The sequence below is a fragment of the Streptomyces tateyamensis genome, from assembly GCF_003205575.1.
Lineage (GTDB): Bacteria > Actinomycetota > Actinomycetes > Streptomycetales > Streptomycetaceae > Kitasatospora > Kitasatospora tateyamensis.
In genome coordinates, this window is record NZ_PYBW01000038.1 from 1 (window position 1) to 21,745 (window position 21,745).

The 21,745-nt window shown below is 73.2% G+C and carries 15 protein-coding genes and 1 pseudogene; 5 read left to right on the forward strand and 11 right to left on the reverse strand.

The annotated features are described in order from the left end of the window. Positions 1-59: 59 nt before the first annotated feature. From C7C46_RS37540 to egtA, 5 genes are all read right to left on the reverse strand, one after another. Positions 60-1,706 (reverse strand): alkaline phosphatase family protein, encoded by a 1,647-nt coding sequence (locus tag C7C46_RS37540; RefSeq protein ID WP_181442307.1) that lies wholly within the window; start codon positions 1,704-1,706, stop codon positions 60-62. Between the two features lie 120 nt (positions 1,707-1,826). Further along, complete coding sequence (egtD, locus tag C7C46_RS11845) at positions 1,827-2,801, reverse strand: L-histidine N(alpha)-methyltransferase (protein ID WP_110668586.1); 975 nt, start codon at positions 2,799-2,801, stop codon at positions 1,827-1,829. 16 nt (positions 2,802-2,817) lie between these two features. Then, positions 2,818-3,573: an ergothioneine biosynthesis protein EgtC gene (gene egtC, locus C7C46_RS11850; RefSeq protein ID WP_110668588.1), complete on the reverse strand. Its 756-nt coding sequence runs from the start codon at positions 3,571-3,573 to the stop codon at positions 2,818-2,820. Continuing rightward, positions 3,573-4,904 carry an ergothioneine biosynthesis protein EgtB gene (egtB, locus tag C7C46_RS11855; protein WP_245984363.1) on the reverse strand — a complete coding sequence of 444 codons (1,332 nt, stop codon included), beginning with the start codon at positions 4,902-4,904 and terminating at the stop codon, positions 3,573-3,575. Before egtB ends, egtC begins: the two co-directional genes overlap by 1 nt. Before the next feature lie 20 nt (positions 4,905-4,924). Then, on the reverse strand, positions 4,925-6,256 hold the full coding sequence (egtA, locus tag C7C46_RS11860) for an ergothioneine biosynthesis glutamate--cysteine ligase EgtA (RefSeq protein WP_110668592.1): 1,332 nt from the start codon (positions 6,254-6,256) through the stop codon (positions 4,925-4,927). Between the two features lie 217 nt (positions 6,257-6,473). Here egtA and C7C46_RS11865 point away from each other — a divergent pair, with 217 nt between their 5' ends. From C7C46_RS11865 to C7C46_RS11875, 3 genes are all read left to right on the forward strand, one after another. Continuing rightward, positions 6,474-7,151, forward strand: coding sequence for a TetR/AcrR family transcriptional regulator (locus tag C7C46_RS11865; protein ID WP_110668594.1), 678 nt, complete (start codon positions 6,474-6,476; stop codon positions 7,149-7,151). Positions 7,152-7,252: 101 nt separating this feature from the next. Next, the gene (locus C7C46_RS11870; RefSeq protein ID WP_110668596.1) at positions 7,253-8,743 is read left to right on the forward strand and encodes an MFS transporter; all 1,491 of its coding nucleotides are present in this window, start codon (positions 7,253-7,255) and stop codon (positions 8,741-8,743) included. Between the two features lie 868 nt (positions 8,744-9,611). After that, positions 9,612-10,559 (forward strand): S66 family peptidase, encoded by a 948-nt coding sequence (locus C7C46_RS11875; protein ID WP_425470054.1) that lies wholly within the window; start codon positions 9,612-9,614, stop codon positions 10,557-10,559. A 7-nt stretch (positions 10,560-10,566) separates the two neighbouring features. On the opposite strand, the gene C7C46_RS11880 is transcribed toward C7C46_RS11875, so the two are convergent. After that, positions 10,567-11,166 carry an O-methyltransferase gene (locus tag C7C46_RS11880; protein WP_110668597.1) on the reverse strand — a complete coding sequence of 200 codons (600 nt, stop codon included), beginning with the start codon at positions 11,164-11,166 and terminating at the stop codon, positions 10,567-10,569. A 108-nt stretch (positions 11,167-11,274) separates the two neighbouring features. Next, positions 11,275-13,503, reverse strand: coding sequence for a hypothetical protein (locus tag C7C46_RS11885; protein WP_110668599.1), 2,229 nt, complete (start codon positions 13,501-13,503; stop codon positions 11,275-11,277). Between the two features lie 698 nt (positions 13,504-14,201). On the opposite strand from C7C46_RS11885, the gene C7C46_RS11890 reads away from it, so the two are divergent. Then, positions 14,202-15,602: an FAD-binding oxidoreductase gene (locus tag C7C46_RS11890; protein WP_220040597.1), complete on the forward strand. Its 1,401-nt coding sequence runs from the start codon at positions 14,202-14,204 to the stop codon at positions 15,600-15,602. On the opposite strand, the gene C7C46_RS11895 is transcribed toward C7C46_RS11890, so the two are convergent. The 3 genes and pseudogenes from C7C46_RS11895 to C7C46_RS11905 form a co-directional block, all read right to left on the reverse strand. Further along, complete coding sequence (locus tag C7C46_RS11895) at positions 15,574-16,560, reverse strand: NAD-dependent epimerase/dehydratase family protein (RefSeq protein ID WP_110668601.1); 987 nt, start codon at positions 16,558-16,560, stop codon at positions 15,574-15,576. The two genes, C7C46_RS11890 and C7C46_RS11895, sit on opposite strands and share 29 nt — an antisense overlap. 123 nt (positions 16,561-16,683) lie before the next feature. After that, complete coding sequence (locus tag C7C46_RS11900; RefSeq protein ID WP_110668603.1) at positions 16,684-18,741, reverse strand: glycosyl hydrolase family 18 protein; 2,058 nt, start codon at positions 18,739-18,741, stop codon at positions 16,684-16,686. Between the two features lie 331 nt (positions 18,742-19,072). Then, a pseudogene (locus tag C7C46_RS11905) lies at positions 19,073-19,504 on the reverse strand (class I SAM-dependent methyltransferase); the annotation flags it as partial. Between the two features lie 401 nt (positions 19,505-19,905). Between C7C46_RS11905 and C7C46_RS36405 the strand changes: the two are divergent. Continuing rightward, a complete protein-coding gene (locus C7C46_RS36405; protein ID WP_245984360.1) occupies positions 19,906-20,706 on the forward strand; it encodes an aggregation-promoting factor C-terminal-like domain-containing protein in 801 nt (266 codons plus the stop codon). Between the two features lie 69 nt (positions 20,707-20,775). Here the strand turns inward: C7C46_RS36405 and C7C46_RS11915 are convergent, their stop codons facing one another. Then, the gene (locus C7C46_RS11915; RefSeq protein WP_110668607.1) at positions 20,776-21,726 is read right to left on the reverse strand and encodes an ABC transporter substrate-binding protein; all 951 of its coding nucleotides are present in this window, start codon (positions 21,724-21,726) and stop codon (positions 20,776-20,778) included. Positions 21,727-21,745: the final 19 nt, after the last annotated feature.

Consider the following 21,745-nt stretch of genomic DNA (forward strand, 5'->3'; position numbering starts at 1 on the left):
GGGGGGGGGGGGGCGGGCGGTCGCCGCTCCCCCGCCCCGTGGCGCTGGGGTCAGGAAGCTCAGGAGACGTTGAGCGCGGTGTCGTCGATGACGAAGCTGGTCTGCTGGCTGCTGTCCTCGGTGCCGGTGAACTTCAGCGTCACGGTCTGGCCGGCGTAGGAGGAGAGGTCGAAGCTCTTCTGTACGTAGCCGGTGGCGGCGTTGACGTTGGAGTAGGTGGCGAGGGTGGTGGTGTTGGCGGTCACCGCGAGCTTGTCGTAGGCGGTCGAACCGGTTTCGGCGGTGTCGATGTGCAGCCAGAAGCTGAAGGTGGCCTTGCAGCCGGCCGGGATGGTGACGGTCTGCGAGAGGGTGTCGGTGTGGGCGGAGCCGTAGCCGTCCAGCCAGGCCTTCCAGCTGCCGGAGTGGGCGGCCTCGGAGGAGCTGTTGTCGACCACCCCGCTGCTGGCGGTCCACGGCGGGGCGCTGCCGGTCTCGAAGCCGGCGTTGCCGAGCAGTTGGCCGGCGGTGCAGCCGCCGCCCCCGGCGGGGTTGACGGTCCAGCTGAAGGTGGTGGAGCCGGTGGGTCCGGTGGAGTCCGTGGCGGTGGCGGTCACGGAGTACGTGCCCGCGGTGCTGGGAGTGCCGGTGATCAGGCCGCCGGCGCTGATCGACAGGCCGGCGGGCAGTCCGGTGGCGGACCAGGCGAGGGTGCCGCCGGCGGTGTCGGTGGCGGCCAACTGCAGGGAGGCGGCGGTGCCGGCGGTGCCGGTCTGCGCACCGGGGTTGGTCACGGTGACGCTGCCGCTGGTGCCGGTGGTCCAGGCGTCGGTGACGGGGGCGGCCTGGGCGGCGGAGCCGGCGTAGGGCAGCCCGTACATGTCCTCGATGGTGCGCAGGACGCCGAAGTGGTCGAGGTGCTCACCGTACGTGCCGGTCTTCACCGACTGGCCGTTGAACAGGGTGGTGATCTGGTTGGCCGAGGTGGAGCTGTCGTCCTCGTCGAAGGTGGTGATGAGCAGACTGTTGTGGGTCTTGGCCCACTGGGCGTAGGCGTCCAGGTGGGTCCTGAACCAGGTGTCGCCGGTGGAGATGGAGCAGTCGTGGATGTCGTTGCACAGGTTGGGGACGACCCAGGAGACGGTGGGCAGCTGGGTGAAGTCGGTGGGGAAGGCCGAGAACGGCTGGTTGTCGGCGGTGGGGACGTTGCTGAAGTTGACCCAGGGGTTGTGCTTGCGGGCGTATTTGCCGCTGGTGCAGGCGGTGGAGCCGGCCGAGGGCAGGTCCTCGGAGTAGCCCTTGAAGGTGAGGCCCTTGGCGATGAGTTGGGCGCCCTCGTTGTCGGTGCTGAAGGTGTGGGGGCAGGAGTCGTCGGTGACGCCCTGGTTGGAGCCGGAGAACAGGTCGAGGTAGTTCGGCTCGCTGGGGTGCTCGATGGCGTGGGAGTCGGTGAAGTTGGCGCCGCTGGTGGCGAGCTGGTTGAAGTAGGGGGCTTGGGAGTTGCCGATGATCGAGCTCTCCGAGGTGTTCTCGAAGATGACCAGCACCACGTGGTCGGGGCGCGGCACCCCGGCGGCGGCCAGGGCGGGCGTGGCGGCGGTGACCGAGCTGATGCCGGTGACACTGGTCACCAGGCCGCAGAGCAGGCCGAGGGTGGCGGCCAGGCGGGTGGCCGGACGTGGCAGACGCAACGCGGACTCCTCGAAGAGGCGGATGATGATTGCCATCATTCGCAATTGACGGTGTTCACACAAGATGCGCTGTTGCGAACGCCATGCGAATTCCCGCTCTCCGAGGAGTACTTGATCTTCCGCTGGAGGTTGTTGACGCAGGAGCGGCCGACGGTGTCAGGCCGGCCGGGCCAGCGAGAGGCCGAACCTCCCCTCCGAGTCGGTCCACCACTCGTGCAGCGCGAAGCCGGCTGCCGCCAGCTCGGCGGCCACCCCCTCGCGGCGGAACTTGGCCGAGATCTCGGTGCGCAGCTCCTCGCCGGCCGCGAAGTCCACCGTCAGCTCCACGCCGGGGATGGCGACCTGCTGCGTCCGGGTCGAGCGCAGCCGCATCTCGATCCACTCCCGCTCGGCGTCCCAGCGCGCGACGTGCTCGAAGGCCTCCGGGTCGAAGGTGGCCTCCAGCTCCCGGTCCAGCACGTTGAGCAGGTTCTTGTTGAACTCGGCGGTCACCCCGGCCGCGTCGTCGTAGGCGGCGACCAGCACGGCCGGGTCCTTGACCAGGTCGGTACCGAGCAGCACTGCGTCCTCGGGTGCCAGTTCGGCCCGCAGCGCGGTCAGGAACCGGGCCCGCTCGGCGGGGGTGAAGTTGCCCAGCGTGCCGCCGAGGAAGACCACCAGGCGCGGCCCGGGCGCCGAACGCGGCAGCCCCAGCTCGGCGGTGAAGTCGGAGACCACTCCGTGCACCGACAACCCGGGGTAGTCGAGCGTCAGTTGCTCACCGGCCTCGCGCAGTGCGCTCTCGCTCACGTCCACCGGGACGTAGGCGTCCAGGGTGCCCAGCCCACGCAGCGCGTCCAGCAGCAGCCGGGTCTTCTCCGAGGAGCCGGAGCCCAGTTCGACCAGGGTGCGGGCCCGGGTGGCCGCGGCCACCGCTCCCGCCCGCTCAGTCAGGATGGCCCGCTCGGCCCGGGTCGGGTAGTACTCGGGCAGCCGGGTGATGTCCTCGAACAGCTCGCTGCCCCGTTTGTCGTAGAACCACTTCGGCGGCAGCCACTTGTCGTCGGCGGTCAGCCCGGTGCGCACGTCCTCGCGCAGCGCTCGGGCGAAGTGGTCGGCCGGGAGCAGCCGGGTGAGTTCGAAGCTGGTCATCGTCAACGGGTTCCTCTCAGGCGGCGGTGGTGAGATCGAGCGGGCGGACCGTCACCGCGTCGGGCGTGGCCAGCACGACGGAGCGGTCGGGCACCGGGGTCCAGCCGGGGCCGTCGTCGCCGGGTTCGGAGGCGACCAGCACCGAGCGGCCGAGCTCCAGGCGGTGGAAGAGGGTGTCGCCCCAGACGGTCGCGGCGATCACCCGCCCGTCGGTGACGAGCAGGTTGAGCCGGGCGCTGGTGCGGTCGGCCACCTCGGCGACGGTGTCGGCCAGTGCGCCGCCCACCTCCTGGCCCGCTCGCAGCCGGCGCCGCAGCAGCGCCCAGACCAGTGCCGAGTCGCAGCGCGCCTCCAGCGTGAGCAGGTCGGCCGGTGCCAGCAGTTCGGCCAGCGTGCCGAGCGCGCTCGGCCAGCCGGCCAGCGCGCCGTTGTGGCTGAACAGCCAGCCGTCGCCGGCGTAGGGGGCGGCCGCGGACTGCTCGGCGCTGGTGCCCGCGGTGGCCGAGCGGACCGCCGCCAGCAGCGCGGGGGTGCGCAGCACCCGGGCCAGGTCCAGCAGGTTCTCGTCGGCCCAGATCGGCACCGCGCGGCGGTAGCGGGCCGGCACCGGGTCGCCCGGGGCGAACCAGCCCAGGCCGAAGCCGTCGGCGTTGACCGTGCCGTGCCTCTGCAGCCGCGGCGCCCAGGACTGGCGGTACAGGCCGTACGGCGGCTCGACGATCACCTCGGCCGGGCTCACCGGCTCGCCGAGGTAGGCGAGGTGTCGGCACATCAGGAGCCGTCCAGGTCACGGGCGGTGCGAAAGCCCGCGAAGATCTGGCGGCGGACCGGGTAGTCCCAGTTGCGGAAGGTGCCCCGGCAGGCCACCGGGTCCACCGCGAAGCTGCCGCCGCGCAGCACCTTGTACTCGCCCGCCTGTCCCGGCTCGGGGAAGAAGACCTCCGAGTACTCCCGGTACGGCCAGGCCCTGAAGCCCGGGTACGGGGTGAAGTCGCTGGCCGTCCACTCCCACACGTCGCCGATCAACTGCCGCACCCCCAGCGCCGAGGCGCCCTCGGGGTAGCTGCCCACCTCGGCCGGCTGCAGGTGGCGCTGGCCCAGGTTGGCGTGCTGCGCCCCGGGCGGCTCGTCGCCCCACGGGAAGCGGCGCGAGCGGCCGCTGACCGGGTCGAACCGGGCCGCCGTCTCCCACTCGGCCTCGGTGGGCAGCCGCCGCCCGGCCCAGCGGGCGTAGGCCTCGGCCTCGTAGAAGGTCACGTGCAGCACCGGCTCGTTCGGCGGCACCGGCTCGGTACGCCCGAACCGGCGGCGCAGCCAGACCCCGTCCTGGCGGGTCCAGAAGAGCGGCGCCGTCAGGTCGGCCGCCTGCCGGTGCTCCCAGCCCGCCGCGCTCCACCAGCGCGGCTGCTGGTAGCCGCCGTCGGCGAGGAAGCGCTGGTAGTCGGCGTTGCTCACCGGGACCGTGTCGATGGCGAAGGCGGGCAGGTCCACCTGGTGGGCCGGGCGCTCGTTGTCCAGCGCCCAGGGCTCGGTGTCGGTGCCCATGGTGAACGGCCCGGCGGGCACCACCACTTCGGCGGGCAGCCGGTCCGCCGGTGCGGGCGCGGGAGCCGGTGCGGTGAGCACCGCCTCGCCCCGGCGCAGCTGATGGGTGATCAGCATGGTCTCGTCGTGCTGCTGTTCGTGCTGGGCGATCAGGCCGAAGGCGAAGCCGGCCGCCAGCAGCGGGGTGCCGGTCAGGCTCACACCCGCCAGCAGGTCGAGCACCCGGCCGCGCACCTCGGCGGCGTAGGCGCGCGCCTCGGCGGGCGGCAGCAGTGGCAGCGTGGGGCGCTCGGCGCGCGGGTGCTCGAAGGCGTCGTAGAGCGGGTCGATCTCGGGGTGCATCGGGTCCCGGCCGCCGACGTTGCGCAGCAGCCAGAGCTCCTCCTGGTTCCCGATGTGCGCCAGGTCCCAGACCAGCGGGGACATCAGGCGGGAGTGCTGGGCCGTCAGTTCGCCGTCGTCCACGCAGTCGGTCAGGCCCCGGGTGCGGTCCCGGGCGGTCAGCAGCCGGGCGGCGATGGCCTCGCGCAACTGCTCGTCGGTCAGCTCGAGAGTCAGCTCGGGGTGGGCGGGCGGGTTCAGCACGGTGCGTCCTCCTGGCGAGCGGCGCCGTCGAGCAGGTCGTCGGCCGGACATCGGCCCCTGGCGGTGTAGCGGTCGGCGAACTCGGCCAGGGTGGCGCGCGCCGGTTCGTCGCGGCCGGTGCGCCCGAGCGCGGCGTCGGCGGCCGCGAAGCAGCCCAGCGCCGCGCGGCGCAGCAGCGGATCGGCCACCGCACGGGTGGCGGCCCTGGTCCAGGCGGGGCCGCGCGGCCCGGGCTCGGTGACCGCCGAGGCGAGCGGCTCCAGGGCCTCCAGTGCGGCCTCGGTCGCCCGGTGGTCGGCGAACAGCGCCGCGGTCAGCGCGGCCGGCGCCACCCAGCCGTCGCCCGGCTGCGCGTCGATCATGCGCAGCTCCAGGTACCCGCGCGGGCGCACCGGCGGGAAGAGCGTGGTCAGGTGGTACTCCAGGTCGGCCAGGGTGGGCCGCTCGGCCGGCGGGCGGCGCAGCCAGGCGCGGAAGGTCAGCCCGGCCGGCGCGCTCCACGGCGCGGGCGCCGGGCGGCGCACGCAGAGCACCTGGGCGTCCAGCACGTAGCGCGCCCAGGCCTCGCGCGGGTCGCACTCGGGGGCGGTGGGGGCCAGCGTGCGGCTGGGGTCCATCCTCGACCAGACGGCCTGGCGGGTGGACCGGTAGCCGGTCGGCCGCCCGTCCAGCAGCGGCGAGTTGGCGAAGGCGGCGACCAGCACCGGACCGAGCCGGTGGGCCAGCAGCCAGCGCTCGCGGAAGCCCGCGCTGCCGGGCCGGTCGGTGCCGGAGTCCAGGCAGACCTGGGTGGAGGCGGTGGCGCACATCATGATCTTGCCCCAGGGACCGGACCTGCCGAAGTACTCCTCCATCGCCAGATAGCGCGGCTGACGCAAAGTCACCTGCCGCGGCCGGGGGTGGAGTTCGGTACCGTAGCCGGCGAGGGTCAGGCCCTGGGCGGTGAAGGCGGCGCGCAGCGTGTCCAGCTCCTGTGCGGTGGTCGCCAGGCAGTCGGCCAGGTCCGCGGCGGCCGGGGAGCTGAGCTCGACCTGGCCGCCGGGCTCGCGGGTGATCCGGGAGCCCAGGGGGAGCAGTGGCCGGTCGGGGGACAGGTGCAGCGCGGCGAGCGCGGCGTCCACCCGGTCGGGGGAGGGGGCACGGTGCGGTTGCTGGGCGTCGTGGACGAACCATTCGAGCTCGACGCCCACCCGACCGGGCGGCCCGATCTTGAAGCAGGTGGAGGCGACGTAGACCTCGGCCGAGTTCTCGGTCAGCGGGGTCACCGTCGGCGGTGCCTGCGGCTCGTTGTCGAGGGGCGAGCTCGACGGTCGTACCAGGTTCACTGCATCACGTCCTCATGATCATCAGTGGCATGGCCCCGTCCTTCCTGCCCAGTCTGCGGCGGGTCACACGGGCTTGCCAGTGGCGTGATGCGGGTCACAGGCGAAGAAAAGTCCAGGAACCGGAAATATCCGGGGACGCTCTCCCCGTTTGGAGTACAGTCGAAGGAAGTGGGGAGCTTGTCCCCGTTACCGCCCGACCACTGAGAGGAGCGCAGCAATGGAAACCCTGGTGCCCCAGCCTCCGCTGGACGACCGCCCGCCGGTCCGCCCCGCCGCGCCCCGGCTCCGGGCGGATGCCACCCGAAACCGCGAGCGGATCCTGGCCGCCGCTCGGGAGCTGTTCGTCGAGGTCGGCGTCGACGTACCGATGGACGAGATCGCCCGCCGGGCCGGCGTCGGCAACGCCACCGTCTACCGCAACTTCCCCGACCGGGCGGCGCTGGCCCAGCAGGTCGCGCTCTCGGTCTTGGACCGGATCCTGGTCCGGGCCCGCGAGGCGCAGTTCGAGCCGGACGCCTTCGCGGCCCTGTGCCGCTTCGTCCACGCGGCGGCCGACGAGCGGGTCGGCGCGCTGTGCACGCTGCTCTCCGAGCACGTCGCGCTGCACGCCGACGACGAGCTGTTCGCGGTCAAGACCCTGCTCGACGGCGCGGTCCAGTCCCTGATGGACCGGGCCCAGCAGGCCGGCACCATGCGCACCGACGTGGCCCCCGGCGACGTCTTCGTGGCCCTGGCCCGGCTGACCCGACCGCTGCCCGGCTCGCAGTGCCTGGCGCACGACGAGTCGATGTTCGTCCACCGCCACCTCGCCCTGTTCCTCGACGGGCTGCGGGCCGCCGGCTGCTCCGAGCTGCCCGGCCGGCCCATCACGTTGGAGGAACTGCGGCGCCCATGACCCGCAGCGGCCGCCGGGCCGTCTCCTGAACTTCACCCGGACGTGAATCCATCGCGTCCGACTGCTCAGCACCGATCTCCTGCCGTTAGGTGAGTACACCCATGTCTCAAGTGGCCCCCCAGGCCGACCAGAACCGCTGGAAGGCGCTCGCGTTCATCGCGCTCGCCCAGCTGATGGTGGTGCTCGACGCCACCATCGTGAACATCGCGCTGCCCTCGGCCCAGAAGTCGCTCGGCTTCTCCGACACCAACCGCTCCTGGGTGATCACCGCCTACGCGCTGGCCTTCGGTGGCCTGCTGCTGTTCGGCGGCCGGATCGCCGACCTGTGGGGCCGCCGCCGCACCTTCATCGTCGGCCTGGTCGGCTTCGCGGCCGCCTCCGCCATCGGTGGTGCCTCGCAGAACTTCGGGATGCTGGTCGGCGCCCGTGCGCTGCAGGGCGTCTTCGGCGCGCTGCTGGCCCCCGCCGCGCTCTCGCTGCTGACGGTGATGTTCACCGACGCTCACGAGCGGGCCAAGGCCTTCGGCATCTACGGCGCGGTCGCCGGTGGCGGTGGCGCCATCGGCCTGATCCTCGGCGGCGTGCTGACCGAGTACCTGAACTGGCGCTGGACCTTCTACATCAACGTGCCGTTCGCGATCCTCGCGGTGGCCGGCGCGATCATGGTGATCCGCGAGCCGGCCGGCGGGCTCAACCGCAACCGGCTGGACATCCCCGGCGTGCTGCTGGTCTCCAGCGGCCTGGTCGCGCTGGTCTACGGCTTCACCAAGGCCGCCGAGACCAGCTGGAGCAACGGCACCACGATCGGCCTGTTCGTGGCCGCGGCCGTGCTGCTGGCCGCCTTCGTGGCCGTCGAGGCCCGGGTCAAGGCCCCGCTGCTGCCGCTGCGCGTGGTGCTCGACCGCAACCGCGGCGGCTCCTACCTGGCGCTGGGCCTGGCCATCATCGGCATGTTCGGTCTGTTCCTGTTCCTGACCTACTACATGCAGAACATCCTGCGGTACTCCCCGGTGATGACCGGCGTGGCCTTCCTGCCGATGGTGGTCGGCATGATCACCGGCTCCACCCAGATCGGTGCCCGCCTGATGAACCGCGTCCCGGCCCGGTACCTGATGGCGCCCGGCTTCCTGGTCGCCGCGGCCGGCATGTCGATCCTGACCCAGATCAAGGTCGACTCGTCCTACTGGCTGATCCTGCCCGGCCTGGTCCTGATGGGTCTGGGCATGGGTACCGCGTTCATGCCGGCCATGAGCCTGGCCACCTTCCGGGTGCGCCCGACCGACGCCGGTGTGGCCTCCGCGATGGTCAACACCTCGCAGCAGGTCGGCGGCGCGATCGGCACCGCGGCGCTGAGCACCGTGGCGACCGCCGCGACCAAGTCCTTCGTGCCGTCCAACCCGCACCTGCCGCCGCAGCTGCTCGCGGCCCAGGCACAGGTGCACGGCTTCGCCCACGCGATCTGGTGGTCCTTCGGCTTCCTGCTGGTGGCCGCCGTCCTGTCGGGGATCCTGCTCAACGGCGGCGGCGCGCAGAACCACCTGCCCGTCGGGGCCGACGGCGAGCTCGTCGACGTGCCGGTGATGGCGCACTGACCGGCTGACACCTGCCGGCTGAGACAGGTCCTGGCGCCGAACGCCGCCCCTCCCGCACCGGGAGGGGCGGCGTTCGGCGTCGCGCGCCTTACTCGGTGGACAGTGCGCGAACGGGCGTGGTCTGCTCGCCTGACGACCCGTTCGCACCGAAGGAGCCCCCTGTATGGCCCGCACCCCGCTGGACCGCCTGCGCGAGGCCGTGGCCCGCACCGCCGAGCTGGTGCGCGAGCGCCCGCCCACCGGGCTGGGCCACGAGGATGCCGACGAGACGGTGGGCACGGTCGGCACCGACGGCGCGGTCGGCTTCGACCCGCTGGAGCTGCTCGCCGAACTGGACCGCCGGGGCGCACCGGTGGTGGTGATCGGGCAGGTGGCCGGCATCCTGCACGGCTCGCAGGAGCTGACCGGCGACCTGGACCTGTTGTGGAGCGGTGCGCCGCAGCACGCCGCGGCAATGGCTGCCGCCTTCGCCGCGGTGGGCGCCCGGCTGTACGGCGAGGACGGCGGCGAACTGCCCTGCCGGGCCGAGGCGTTCCAGGCACGCAAGATCGACTACACCACGGCGCGGGCCGGCGGCGACCTGTGCACCCCCAAGCTGCCCTGGGGCGGTCTGGACGTGGCCGGCTTCGCCGAGCGCGCGCTGACCACCCCCGGCCCGGACGGCACGGTGATCCGCTACCTGCGCCGCGCGGACCTGATCGCGATGCGCCGCGCCCTCGGCCGCCCCAAGGACCTGCGCCGGGCCGCGGAGCTGGCCGAGCTCGCCGCGCCCGCGCCGGTGCACCCGCCCAAGCCGAAGCCCGGCGACAAGGTGGCCGTGCTCTCGCCGGGCGCCGCCGTGCCGGCCCTCTTCCCGCTGCCCTACCAGCTGGGCCTCAAGCGCCTGCGCGAGGAGTTCGGTCTGGAGCCGGTGGTGTACCCCGGCACCGCCAAGTGGGGCGCCACCCCCGCCGAGCGCGCCGCCGACCTGCACGCCGCCTTCGCCGACCCGAGTATCAAGGCGGTGCTGGCCACCATCGGCGGCGACGACCAGATCACCGTGCTGCCGCACCTGGACCGGGAGCTGATCAGCGCCAACCCCAAGCCGTTCTTCGGGTACAGCGACAACACCAACCTGCTGCTCTTCCTGCGCAACTGCGGCATGGTCAGCTACCACGGCGGCTCGGTCATGGTGCACCTGGGCCGCGGCGGCTCGCTCCAGCCCGCCAGCACCGACTCGCTGCGCGCGGCCCTGTTCGGCGACGGGAGTCAGGAGTACGAGCTGCTCCCGCAACCGCTGGTGCGCGACCAGGAGTTCGACTGGGCGGAGGCCGAACTGCTCGACGCCGAGCCGCCGATGGAGGCAGGCGAGGGCTGGATCTGGCATCAGGGCGACCGGGTGGTCGAGGGCCCGGGCTGGGGCGGCAACCTGGAGATCCTGGCCTGGATGGCGATGGCCGACAAGGAGATCGGGCCGGTCGAGCAGTACGCCGGCCAGGTGCTCTACCTGGAGACCAGCGAGGAACTGCCCAGCAGCACCGAGGTCTACCGGATCCTGCGCAACCTCGGCGAGCGCGGACTGCTCGCCCAGTTCCCCGCACTGCTGATGGCCCGGGCGAAGGCCTGGAGCTTCGAGCGCCCGGGCGACGCGCAGGCCAAGGCCGCCTACCGCAAGGAGCAGCGCGAGGCGGTGCTGCGGGCGCTGGCCGAGTACGCGCCGCGGACCATGGCGGTCTTCGACGTGGACTTCGGGCACACCGACCCGCAGCTGATCCTGCCCTGCGGCGGATCGATCCGGGTGGACGGGATCGAACGGCGGATCACCGTCCGGTACTGATGCTCCGTCAGTTCGCGCACCGGCGGCCGACCACCGCGCTCAGATCGGCCGCCAGGCGCAGCTCCACCGCGCGCAGCGCCGGGTGCTCCAGCCAGTGCATGCGCGCGATGTCCGGGCGGCCCTCGTGCAGCGGGGGCCAGCCGGTGGCGGGGGTGAAGTCGTCCACCACCACGGTGCCGTGCACGGCCAGCAGGCGGGCCGGGTCGGCCGCGTCGCCGCCCTTGCCCTGGCCGCCGCCGTCCAGCACCAGCAGGTCGAACGGGCCGTGCCGGTAGAGCTCCGTCCAGTCCGCGCAGACCACGGTGACCTGCGGCTGGTCGGCGAAGACCGCGGCCGCCACCGCCGCGCGCGCCGGATCGCGCTCCACGCTCAGCAGGCGCACGCCCGGGGCCGCGCCGGTGGCCAGCCAGGCCAGGCCCACCCCGCAGCCGGTGCCGCTCTCGGCGACGGTGGCGGGTGCACCCTGGGCCAGGGCGCGCAGCAGCCGGCCCTGTTCGGGGCGGCAGGAGTAGGCGAACCCGTTGGCCTCGGCGGCGGCCAGGGCCCGGTGGACCAGCGGCGGCAGGTCGGCGGCGGTGCGGTGGGCGGCGGTGCCGTGCAGGGACATTCGGGCACTCTCCAGCGGTGGGCGCGCAGTTGACGCGTCCCATGCTGGCAGGCCCCCACCCGACGCGCGGGTGGGGGCCTGCCGGGTGGGCCGGTTCCTCCGTGGGGGTCAGCGCTTGCCGGCGCGGATCCGCACCTGGTCGCCCGGGCCCAGCGGCACCGGACGGGCCACGCTCGCCGGGACCACGGCCGCGGTGACCGGGGCGGTGGCCGTTGAGCGGGCCGGGGCGGACCGGGCCGCCCGCGTGTTCGGTGCCAGGGCCTGCGGTGCCGCCGGGGAGGGCAGTTGGACGGTGACCGTGCCCTCGCCCGAGGCCGGGAGCAGCCAGCCGGACAGCTCGCCGGCGTAGGCGGTGCCGGCCGCGGTGGCCGCCGTGCCGGCCGGCTGCACCTGCACGCTGCCGCTCGGCGCGGTCACCGGTACCGCGACCCCGGCCGGCGCGGTGACCGTGACTGCCTGGCCCACCTGGTAGGCCGTCACGGTGCCGACGGCCAACGCCGCCCGCCAGGCCGCCTGTTGGCGCTGCTGGGCGGCCAGGTCGGCCAGCCGCAGGTTCACCACCGGGGTGGTGGCGGCGAACAGCGCCCGGTAGCCGCTGAGCACCTGGTCGAGCACCGGGTAGGCGATCCGGTCCTCGGTCAGGCCGGCCTGGTGCAGCACCAGCGGGCTCGGGTCGTCGGTCAGCACGTGCTGCAGCGCGATGGCGGCCGTGCTCGGCACGATGGTGCTCCCGAAGCCGGTCGTGGTGTCCAGCGGGGCGGCCAGACAGGTGCTGGTGGTGGAGTTGGTGCAGGCGCCGCTGCCGCCCTGCGCCGCGGAGGTGTAGGTCCAGTTGTACTCGTCGGTCTCGCCGGCGGCGGTGGCGACGTTGTGGAACAGGTCGAGCGGGTGCCCCGGGACGGTGGTGGCCGACCCGACCTGGCGGGCGGCGGACTCGGCGGACCCGTCGGAGGCGAGCGCCGAGACGCCGAGCGCGGTCAGCGCCGGGGCCAGCGCCGGGTTGTCCTGCGGCTGCTGCGGAGCCAGCGCCAGGCCCGAGTACTGACTGGTCACCAGCTCGCCGGCGTCCACCGGGAGCCCCTTGGCCCGGGCCCAGGCGGTGTTGGTCTGCACGGCCGAGGTGATGTCGGCCTGGCTCACCCACTGCACCGCGCCGTTCGCGTCGGTGCTGCAGACCCAGGGCACCACGGCGGTGTTCTGCACGCAGCCGAGGTACTGGCGCCCGTAGCCGCCGTTCAGCCAGCGGAAGGAGCCGGCCTGGGCGGCGAACTGGGCGGCCAGCGGGTCGGAGCCGGCGGCGGCGGTGACGGCCTCGCTGCCGCTGCCGTCGTAGGCCAGGTCCAGGGTGAGGTTGTTGGCCGCCTCCCACTGCTGGGCGTAGGTCACGTCGGCGGGCGTCATCCGGATCGGGGCGGCCTCCGGACTGCCCGGCACCGGCGTGCAGTTCACGTCACCGGAGGTGCACTTCAGGGTGCTGTTCCAGCGGTTGTCGCTCAGCAGCACGTCCTGCACCTGGACCGAGAGGTAGTTGCGGGCGAAGCCCAGGTGGACGCCCTGGGTCAGCCAGTCGACCATGCCGCGGGCCAGCAGCCGCCACTGCCGCTGGTACTGGTTGTAGGCGAAGGTGGTGACCAGCTCGTCGTGGCCGTTGTGGTGGTAGTCGCCGACCAGGCTGCCCTGCGCCGTGCTGCCCGGGATCGGCAGCTGCACCAGCGGGGTGAAGCTGCTGCCCGTGGCCGGGCTGGTCAGCGGGGTCGAGAGGAAACCGTAACTCTCGGTCACCGAGGGGTTGTTGTCCTCGATCGGGATGCCGCCCTGCAGGTAGCCGAAGGCGGCGGCCGAGCCCGCCGGGGTGACCTGCGCGGTCATCCCGTCCAGCGCGCCCAGGTAGCCCGGGTTCTGCGGCCAGTTCAGCCCGTTGCTCGGCTGCGGGTAGCTGCTGGCATCCAACTGGCGGATGTTGTATGTCCGTTCGTAGGAGCTGAGGGCGACCGCCTCGGCCGCGTCGATGCCCAGCGCGTTCGCGGCCGGCAGCACCACGCCCTGGTACTTCGCCTCCACGGTGCCGTCCGGCAGGGTGCCGGTCAGGAAGGCCGCGTCGACGGTGGGGCGGGTGTGGTCGTAGTAGTTGAACTCGGTGAACGGGACGCCCTCGGCGGTCAGTTCGGCGGTGATCGCGGCCACCGACGGGCCGCCGTCGTCGATCACCAGGATTCGCAGGTCGGTGCGGTACGCGGGTGCGGTGTCCGCGTGCGCGGCGGCGGGTGCGCCGAGCGCCAGCAAGGCGGCGGTGCCCAGCGCGGCGGTCCAGCGGATGGTGCCGGCCCTCAAGCCCATTGAATTCTGCCTCCACGGAATGAGGCGCCCGTCTCCCGCGGGCGCCTTGGACGTGCTCAGCGGTTGCTCAGGTGGATCCCCCCGTGGCGGGACGCCCCCGGCGCAGCGCGCCCGTCCCGTGCCCGACGCGCACTGGGCGCCGACCACGGGACGCTAACCCAGGGCGGCGGCCGACGGCCAGGGGCCCCGGGGCGCAGCGGGGCGCGCGGCTGTCCGATTCGGGGTCGGCGGCGGGGTGGGGGTGAAAGTCAACAGGTTTGGTGTGGAGGGGTGTTGCGCCTACTGGGCCGGTATCGGGCGGATACCTCCGATGCCGCGGTGCGGGGTGCGCGGGGCGGTGCTGGGCGGCCCGGTGAATGGCCGGAACTGACCGCTCACCCGTAGCGGTGGAGCAGCGCCTCGCGCTCGTTCTGCTCGATCTGCTGCACCGTCAGGCCGTTCATCCTGGCTGACAGGTGGGACAGGGCGATGATGTTGTGCAGCGAGTGTTCGCCAGGGTGCGCTCGTCCAGCACCGCCACGAACCCGGCCCGCCCGCCGCGCGGCCCCTCCTCGCGGGGTACACCGCGAGCCCCCCGAGGTGTACGAGGCTCCCGGGGAGGCTGCGGTGCGCAAGCAGGTGGACCGGTTGCGCCCCCGGGTACCCCGCGAGGGGGCTCAGCGGCCCGGGAGGGCCGAGGGCGGGATAGCGTGGGGAACGTGAGTGACGGTACAGCGCTGGCACGTGGGCTGGCCCAGCTGCGCGGGGTGCTCGGGGAGCGCGGGGTGCTGGACCCCGGGGCGGCGGCGGCCGGGTTCGTGCGGGACGAGCGGGGTCTGCTCCCCGCCCGCCCCGCTGCCGTGCTGCGCCCCCGCAGCACCGCCGAGGTGGCCGCCGCCCTCCGGGTCTGCGCCGAGCACCGGATCCCCGTGGTCCCGTTCGCCGGGGGCACCGGGCTGGTCGGCGGGGCGATCCCGCTCGGGGACCGCACGCAGGTGGTGCTCAGCGTCCGCGCCCTGGACCGGATCCGAGAAGTCGACCCCGCCGACTTCTCCCTCACCGCCGAAGCCGGCTGCGTGCTGACGGACGTTCAGCGCGCCGCCGAGGAGCACGGGCTGGCCTTCCCGCTGCGCCTGGCCTCCGAGGGCAGCGCCCGGCTCGGCGGCGCGATCGCCACCAACGCGGGCGGCAGCAACGTGCTGCGCTACGGGATGACCCGCGAGCTGGTGCTCGGCCTGGAGGCGGTACTGCCGGACGGCCGGATCTGGCACGGGCTGCGCCGCCTGCGCAAGGACAACACCGGCTACGACCTCAAGCAGCTGCTGATCGGCTCCGAGGGCACCCTGGGCGTGGTGACCGCGGCCACCGTGCGCCTGGTCCCGCGCGCCCGCCACCACGCGGTGGCCCTGCTCGCGCTGCCCGGCCTCGACGCGGTGACCGCGCTGCTCGCGCTGGCCCGCGAGGTGCTGGCGGACCGGCTGACGGCGCTGGAGCTGTTCTCCCGCACCGGGCTGGACCTGCTGACCCGTCAGCTCGGCGCCCGCGACCCGTTCGCCCGCCCGCACCCGCGCTACCTGCTGGTCGAGGCCACCGGTACCCGCGACCCGGTGGGCCTGGCCGACCAGCTGCGGGAGTTCCTGGCCGAGGCGCTGGAACGGGGCCTGGCCGCCGATGCGCTGCCCGCGCTGGACGGCCCGCAGGCGCGGGCCTTCTGGGCCCTTCGCGAGGGGTTGCCGGAGGCGGAGAAGCGGGCCGGCGGCGCGGTCAAGCACGACGTCGGGGTCCCGCTGGGCGCACTGGCGGAGTTCGTCGCGGCGGCCGAGGAGCAGGTCGCGCGCGCCTTCCCGGGCACCGTGGTCAACGCCTTCGGGCACGTGGGGGACGGGAACGTGCACTTCAACGTGCTCGGGGCGGGCGAGCGGGCCGCCGAGGTGTCGGCGGCGGTGTACCGGCTGGTGGCGCAGTGGGAAGGCACGGTCAGCGCCGAGCACGGCATCGGGGTGCTCAAGCGGGACGCCCTGGCGTACACCCGCGACCCGCTGGAGCTGGAGCTGCTGCGCACCGTGAAGCAGGCGCTGGACCCGCTGGGGATCATGAATCCGGGGAAGCTGCTGCCCTGAAGTGACGCAGCGTCGCCGCCACCGCCTCGGCCGCCTCACCCGGTGCCCAGCCCAGCTCCCGGCGGGCCCGGGCGGCGCTCGGGGTGACCTCGGCGGTGAGGAAGTGCAGCTCGCCGAAGGAGAGCAGCGGGGCGCTGCGGGTCAGTTTGGCGGCCAGCTCACCGACCGCGGCCACCACCCAGGCCACCGGAGTGGCCAGCGGCATCGGCACCCGGGTGCCGGGGTGCACCGAGCGGACCAGCTCGGCCAGCTGCGGCAGCTCCAGGAACTTGTCGACAAAGAGATAGCGGGCCCCGATCTCCCGCTCAGCCACCAGCAGCTGACCGCGTGCCAGGTCCTCGTTGCCCACCACCGCCATCCCGCCCGGCGGCAGCACCGGGACCCGGTTGCGGGCCAGGTCCACCAGCAGCCGGTTCAACGCGGTCGGGTGGGCCGGCCCCGGACCGAAGACGGCGGCCGGGTGGACGATCCGCCCCGGCAGCCCGCGCTCGGCGATCGCCGTGCTGACCAGCCGGTCGGCCTGCTGCTTGGACCGCTCGTAGGCGGTGCCCAGGGGGGCCTCGGCCAGTGCGGACTCGTCGAAGCTGCCCTCGTGCGGGCGCTCGAAGACGTCCATGGTGCTGGTGTGCACGAAGCAGGAAACCCCCTCGGCGAGGGCGGCGTCGACCAGGTGCGCGGTCCCGTCCACGTTCACCCGCTGGAAGAGCGAGCGGTCCGTCAGCCACTGCTCGGGCAGGCCGGCCGTGTGGAACACGGTGTCGCAGCCCTTCAGCGCGGCCCGCACCGAGGCCGGGTCGGTGACGTCCCCGGCGACCGCCGCCACCCCGGGCGGCAGCACCCGCTGCGCCGCCGCCGGATCGCGCACCAGCGCCCGCACCCGGTCGCCGCGCTCGGCGAGCAGGCGCGCCAACGGGTGGCCCACCGTCCCGGTGGCCCCGGTCACCAGCACCTGACGCATGCGCGCTCCTCCTCGACCGCTACGGCACTCCCGCGATCATCCTCCATCCCCCCGCGGTCCTGACGCGCGAAGGCCCGGCCGGCCCCCGAGGCGGGGGCCGGCCGGGCCGCTGGTGGCGGTGCGTCAGCTGATCGCGAAGTCGTCACCGTAGACGTTGCCCTGGGCGTACCAGCCGTGCAGGTAGACGGTCACGGTGCCGTTGGCGCCGGTGGTGAAGGGGACCGAGAGCTTGGTCCAGCCGGAGGCGGAGGTCCAGGTGGACCCGGTCGCGCCGCCGCTGACGCCGAGGTAGGCGTAGTTGCCCTGGACCCAGCCGGTCAGCGTGTAGGCGTGGTTGGGCAGCAGGGTGACGGTCTGGTCGCACTCGCCGGTCTGGCTGCCGGTGGGCGCGGCCAGCAGCGCGTGGGAGCCGGAGTGCACCGGGGTGGAGACCACCGCGCCGCCGCTCTGGCAGGTCCACGGGCTCAGGCTGCCGCTCTCCAGGCCGCCGTTGACCAGCGAGCCGCCGGCGGACCCGCCGGTGACGGTCAGGGTGTAGGTGGCGGTGTGGGTGCCGGAGGCGGCGGTGCCGGTGACGGTGAGCGGGTAGCTGCCGGGGGCGGTGGCCGCGGTGGTGCTGATGCTCAGTGTCGCGCTGTTGCCGGCGGTGACCGAGGCGGGGCTGATGCTGGCGGTGACGCCGGCGGGGGCGCCGGAGACGGAGAGTGCCACCGACTGCGCCGAGCCCGAGGTCACGGCCGTCGCGATGCTCGCCGAGGCCGAGGAGCCGGCCGCGACCGAACCCGCAGCCGGCGAGGCCGCGAGCGAGAAGTCGTTGGCCGTGGTGCCGGTGACGGTCAGGGTGTAGGTGGCGGTGTGGGTGCCGGAGGCGGCGGTGCCGGTGACGGTGAGCGGGTAGCTGCCGGGGGCGGTGGCCGCGGTGGTGCTGATGCTCAGTGTCGCGCTGTTGCCGGCGGTGACCGAGGCGGGGCTGATGCTGGCGGTGACGCCGGCGGGGGCGCCGGAGACGGAGAGCGCCACCGACTGCGCCGAGCCCGAGGTCACGGCCGTCGCGATGCTCGCCGAGGTGGAGGAGCCCGGAGCCACCGAGCCGGCCGCCGGCGAGTCGCTCAGCGAGAAGTCGTTGGTGGTGGTCCCGCCGCCCGAGGTGAACGGCTCCAGCGCGTGGCTGAAGTCCCAGGTGCCCTGGGCGATCCCGGAGCAGGTGTCGGAGCCCGCGGTGCCCACGCAGCCGCCGTTGTCGCGCTGCAGCGCCCAGAACGACAGGGTGTTGATCCCCTTCCCGGTGGCCCAGGTCTGGACGTTCTTCGCGTCGGCCACCGTGGTGGTCTCGGCCGCGCCGAAGTCGTCGATGCCCGGCATCAGGATGATGCCGATCGAACCCCACAGCTGGGCGGCCGACTTGCTCGGGTAGAGCTTGGCCAGCTGGCCGTAGAGGCCGGTCGCCGCGTTCTCCGCGTCGGTGCCCATCTCGTGGGAGGCGTTGTCGTAGTAGTCGAACGTCATGATGTTGACCACGTCGATGCGCGCGTTGTTGGTGACCGCGTTCTTCAGCACTGCCAGGCCGGAGGAGGCCAGGCCGCTGGTGGTGGTCGGCAGGGTGTAGGAGAACTGGACGGTGCGCCCGTTCGCCGCGGCCCAGTCCTCGACCAGCTTGACCGCCTTGTTGCGCCGGTCGATGCCGGCGGTGTTGGTCAGCGAGTTGTCCTCGGTGTCCAGGTCGATCCGGCTGACGTTGTAGGTGGTGATCACCGACTCGTAGGCCGCCGCGATCTTGTTGACGTCGGTGCAGCTGTCGGCGATCTCGGTGCCGCCGTTGTCGGCGGCGTAACCGCCGAAGGAGGGGATGACGTCACCGCCGTTCTGCTGCACGGTGGCGATGTCGCTGCCGAAGTTGGCGCTGGTGATCGGCGTGCCGGTGCTGCCGTTCCAGTACGGGGTGCACGAGCCCTTGGTGTCGGCCTGGACGAAGGCCATGCTCAGGTACTTGTTGCCGGACTGGGAGGCCTGCGAGGTGAGGCTGCCCGGGGTGTACGCCTCGTAGTAGGGGGCGAAGACGTGCGCGGGCAGCGGGGTCCCGGTGGCGGCGTGGGCGGCGGTGCCGCCGACCAGCAGGCCGGCCGAGGCGGCCAGGGTGGCGCCGGTGGTCAGCACCGCCTGGAGGGATCTGTGAAGTCGCATCAAGTGCTCCAGCAGACGTGTATGGGGGAAGGTGGCACGCGAACGGGTGGTGCATCGGGTGGTGCAGGTTTTGCGCATGACAACGACCGGCGAAATGCTGCCGGTATGGCGGTCAAGTAGCGCAGAAAAGGGGGTGGTTGGGCGAAAAGGGCAGGGCGTGGCCCCGCCGGCCGGTGGTCACACCCCCACAGTGCATCCGGTCGGATGGACAGGTCCCATAGTTGGACTAGACCAGTTGTCTGTCAAGAGTCCTAACAATCAATCAGCCCGGCCCGCTGCGCCCCGGGCCCCGCCGGACGGGACGCGACGGATCCTCAATCACCCTGCGGCGTCAGCGAGTTCCGGATGTCAGCAGATGGCCGCTGACGCCCAGCAGAGAGGGCTCGGACTCCGCGGCGCGCAGCGCGGCCAGCACCAGCGCGCGCTGCTCGGGGTCGTCCAGCCGCTCCTCGACGCCCAGCAGCCAGGCAGCACCCTCCAGGCCGTACTGTCCGCGCGGTTCGAGCCCCGCCGCGGCGAACTCCACCGGCACCTCGGCGGGCAGGTGGAAGTAGGCGGTGGTGAACAGGTTCTGCTCGGAGGCCGGGCGCAGTATGCCGTCGGCCACGCACGCGGAGGTGGCAAGGCGGTTGGCCGGCTCGAAGTAGGCACCCGAGCGCATGGTGTCGTGCAGCCCCGCGAAGCGGTTGATGGTGGCGGCCACCACCAGCCCGCCCGGGCGGACCACCCGGCAGGCCTCCGCCAGGGCGCGCAGGCGGTCGGCCGGACCGTGCGCAAACAGGTTTCGGGCGGCTACCCGGCGTGACCGGGCTGGTGAGCATCCCCACAGGGTGATGCCCACTACGTCGCGTCCCGACCGCCGCCAGCCGCCGGGTTGAGCGGATCCGGCGCTCCTGGGTGACCGGACGGCTACCTGGCGTGCCGCAGGGGTGTTTGCCGCCTGGCGGCGGATCACGTTAAACCTGGACGAGTCGCCAAGCGCGCCGCCCCCACCCGGTTCGACTCCGGGACCGCACCATCCTCGGCGGAGCGCTTTCCGTACGGCACCGACCGGCTTCCGGGGTGCCCCACGGTCACCGGCGCGTCCACGCTCCAGCGCACGGCCCCCCGGCCGCGCTGCCGCCGTGCGCCCGGAGGCCGGCAACACCGAAGAGGTAATCCTTGATGCGCAGCGCCCTGATGACCACCGTTCGCAACCGATCGTCCGTGGTCCTCGCCTCGGCCGGCCTGGCCACCGCCTGTGCCGTCTCCGCCGTGGCCTTCGCGCTCCCCTCGGACGCCGCCGGCGTGGTCGGCGCCCACGCCGCTCCTGCCGCGACCGCGCAGGGTGCTGAGCTCAAGCTGTCCCACACCGGGGCCCCTACCGGCTCCACCGTCGCCGTGGCCGCGGGCGACGCCTCCAAGATCGAGAGCGCGCCGTACCTCAAGGGCGCCGACAAGAACGGGGCCGGCCACACCGTGACCGCCGCGCCGTTCACCGGCGGCGAGCAGGCCAAGCCGGCCACCCCGGCCGCGCAGCCGACCCAGCAGGCGCAGCCCGCCGCCGCGGAGCAGCCCGCGCAGCCGGCTCCCGCCCCGCAGCCGGCCGCCCAGCCCGCACCGCAGGACAACCAGGCCGCCTCGCGCTCCGAGGACCGCCCGGCGCTGGCCGCCGCCCCGGTGGCCACCGACACCAGCCCGAGCGGCCTGCGCGCGCTGGCGCAGAGCATGGTGCCGGCGGGCCAGTGGAACTCCTTCGCCAACATCGTCAACCACGAGAGCAGCTGGAACCTGACGGCCACCAACCCGTCCTCCGGCTCCTACGGCCTGGGCCAGGCCCTGCCGGCCAGCAAGATGGCCTCGGCGGGCTCGGACTGGCGGACCAACCCGGTCACCCAGATCAAGTGGACGCTGAACTACATGAACGAGCGCTACGGCAGCCCGAACGCCGCGTGGGTGTTCTGGCAGAACCACCACTGGTACTGATCGGCCGCCGGTACCGATGTGACGAGCCCCGGGGAGCACACGCTCCCCGGGGCTCGTCGTGCGTGCGGGTCAGCCCAGGCCGTTGGCCTTGACCCAGTCCTTGGCGACCGCCGACGGGTCGTCCTTGTCCACCGCGACCCGCTTCATCAGCGCCGTCAGCCCCGCCGTGTCGAGCTTGGCGGAGACCGCGTTCAGCGCGGCCGTCACCGTGGGGTTGACGCCCGCCTTGTTCACCAGCGGGGTGACGTTCTGCACACCGAACACGTTCTTCGGGTCGTCCAGCGCCACCAGGCCCAGCGAGACCAGCTTGGGGTCGGTGGTGAACACGTTGCCCACCTGGATCGTCCCGTCCTTGAGCGCGTTCGCCGTGGTGTCCCCGGTCGGCTTCCACTCCTTGAAGGTCAGCCCGTACGCGTCCTTGAACTGCTGCTCGCGCCGCGTCTTGAACTCCGGCGGGCCGCCGATGCTGAACTGGCCCGCCTGGCTCGCCAGGTCGGCGATCGTCTTCAGGTTGAACTTGGCCGCGGTGTCCTTGCTGACCGTCAGCGAGTCCTTGTCCTCGGCCGGGGAGGAGGTCAGGATGCCCAGGGTGCCGGGCAGCTCCTTGGTCAGCGCCGCGTTCACGTCCGGGGTGGTGACGGCGGTCGCCTTCGCGTCCAGGAACTGCAGCAGCGCGCCGTTGTACTCCGGCAGTACCGTCAGGCTGCCGTCCTTGATCTGCCCGTAGAGCAGTTCACGGCTGCCGATGTTGAACTTCTCGGTCACCTTGACGCCCTTGGCCTGCAGCGCCTGCGAGTAGATCGAGGCCAGCAGCACGTTCTCCGGGTAGTTGGCCGAGCCGATCACCACCGGACCGGAGGCACCGGGGGCACCGGAGCCACCGGCGGAGGCGGCGGGCGAGCCGCCGGCCGGGGCGCCGGCCGCCAGCGGGTCCTTCGCGGAGCTGGAGCAGGCGGTGAGCGAGACGGCGACGGCCGCCGCCAGCACGGCCCCGGACAGGGTGCGTGAGCGCAGGATCATCGGAAAGGTCCTTTCACAA

Bases quoted from the DNA above. Each gene is read 5' to 3' on its own strand.
- C7C46_RS11880 (WP_110668597.1), bottom strand. From the start codon at position 11,166: ATGTCCCTGCACGGCACCGCCGCCCACCGCACCGCCGCCGACCTGCCG.
- C7C46_RS11870 (WP_110668596.1), top strand. From the start codon at position 7,253: ATGTCTCAAGTGGCCCCCCAGGCCGACCAGAACCGCTGGAAGGCGCTC.
- egtD (WP_110668586.1), bottom strand. From the start codon at position 2,801: ATGACCAGCTTCGAACTCACCCGGCTGCTCCCGGCCGACCACTTCGCC.
- C7C46_RS37540 (WP_181442307.1), bottom strand. From the start codon at position 1,706: ATGGCAATCATCATCCGCCTCTTCGAGGAGTCCGCGTTGCGTCTGCCA.
- C7C46_RS11865 (WP_110668594.1), top strand. From the start codon at position 6,474: ATGGAAACCCTGGTGCCCCAGCCTCCGCTGGACGACCGCCCGCCGGTC.
- C7C46_RS36405 (WP_245984360.1), top strand. From the start codon at position 19,906: ATGCGCAGCGCCCTGATGACCACCGTTCGCAACCGATCGTCCGTGGTC.
- C7C46_RS11915 (WP_110668607.1), bottom strand. From the start codon at position 21,726: ATGATCCTGCGCTCACGCACCCTGTCCGGGGCCGTGCTGGCGGCGGCC.
- egtC (WP_110668588.1), bottom strand. From the start codon at position 3,573: ATGTGCCGACACCTCGCCTACCTCGGCGAGCCGGTGAGCCCGGCCGAG.
- C7C46_RS11885 (WP_110668599.1), bottom strand. From the start codon at position 13,503: ATGGGCTTGAGGGCCGGCACCATCCGCTGGACCGCCGCGCTGGGCACC.
- C7C46_RS11900 (WP_110668603.1), bottom strand. From the start codon at position 18,741: ATGCGACTTCACAGATCCCTCCAGGCGGTGCTGACCACCGGCGCCACC.
- C7C46_RS11895 (WP_110668601.1), bottom strand. From the start codon at position 16,560: ATGCGTCAGGTGCTGGTGACCGGGGCCACCGGGACGGTGGGCCACCCG.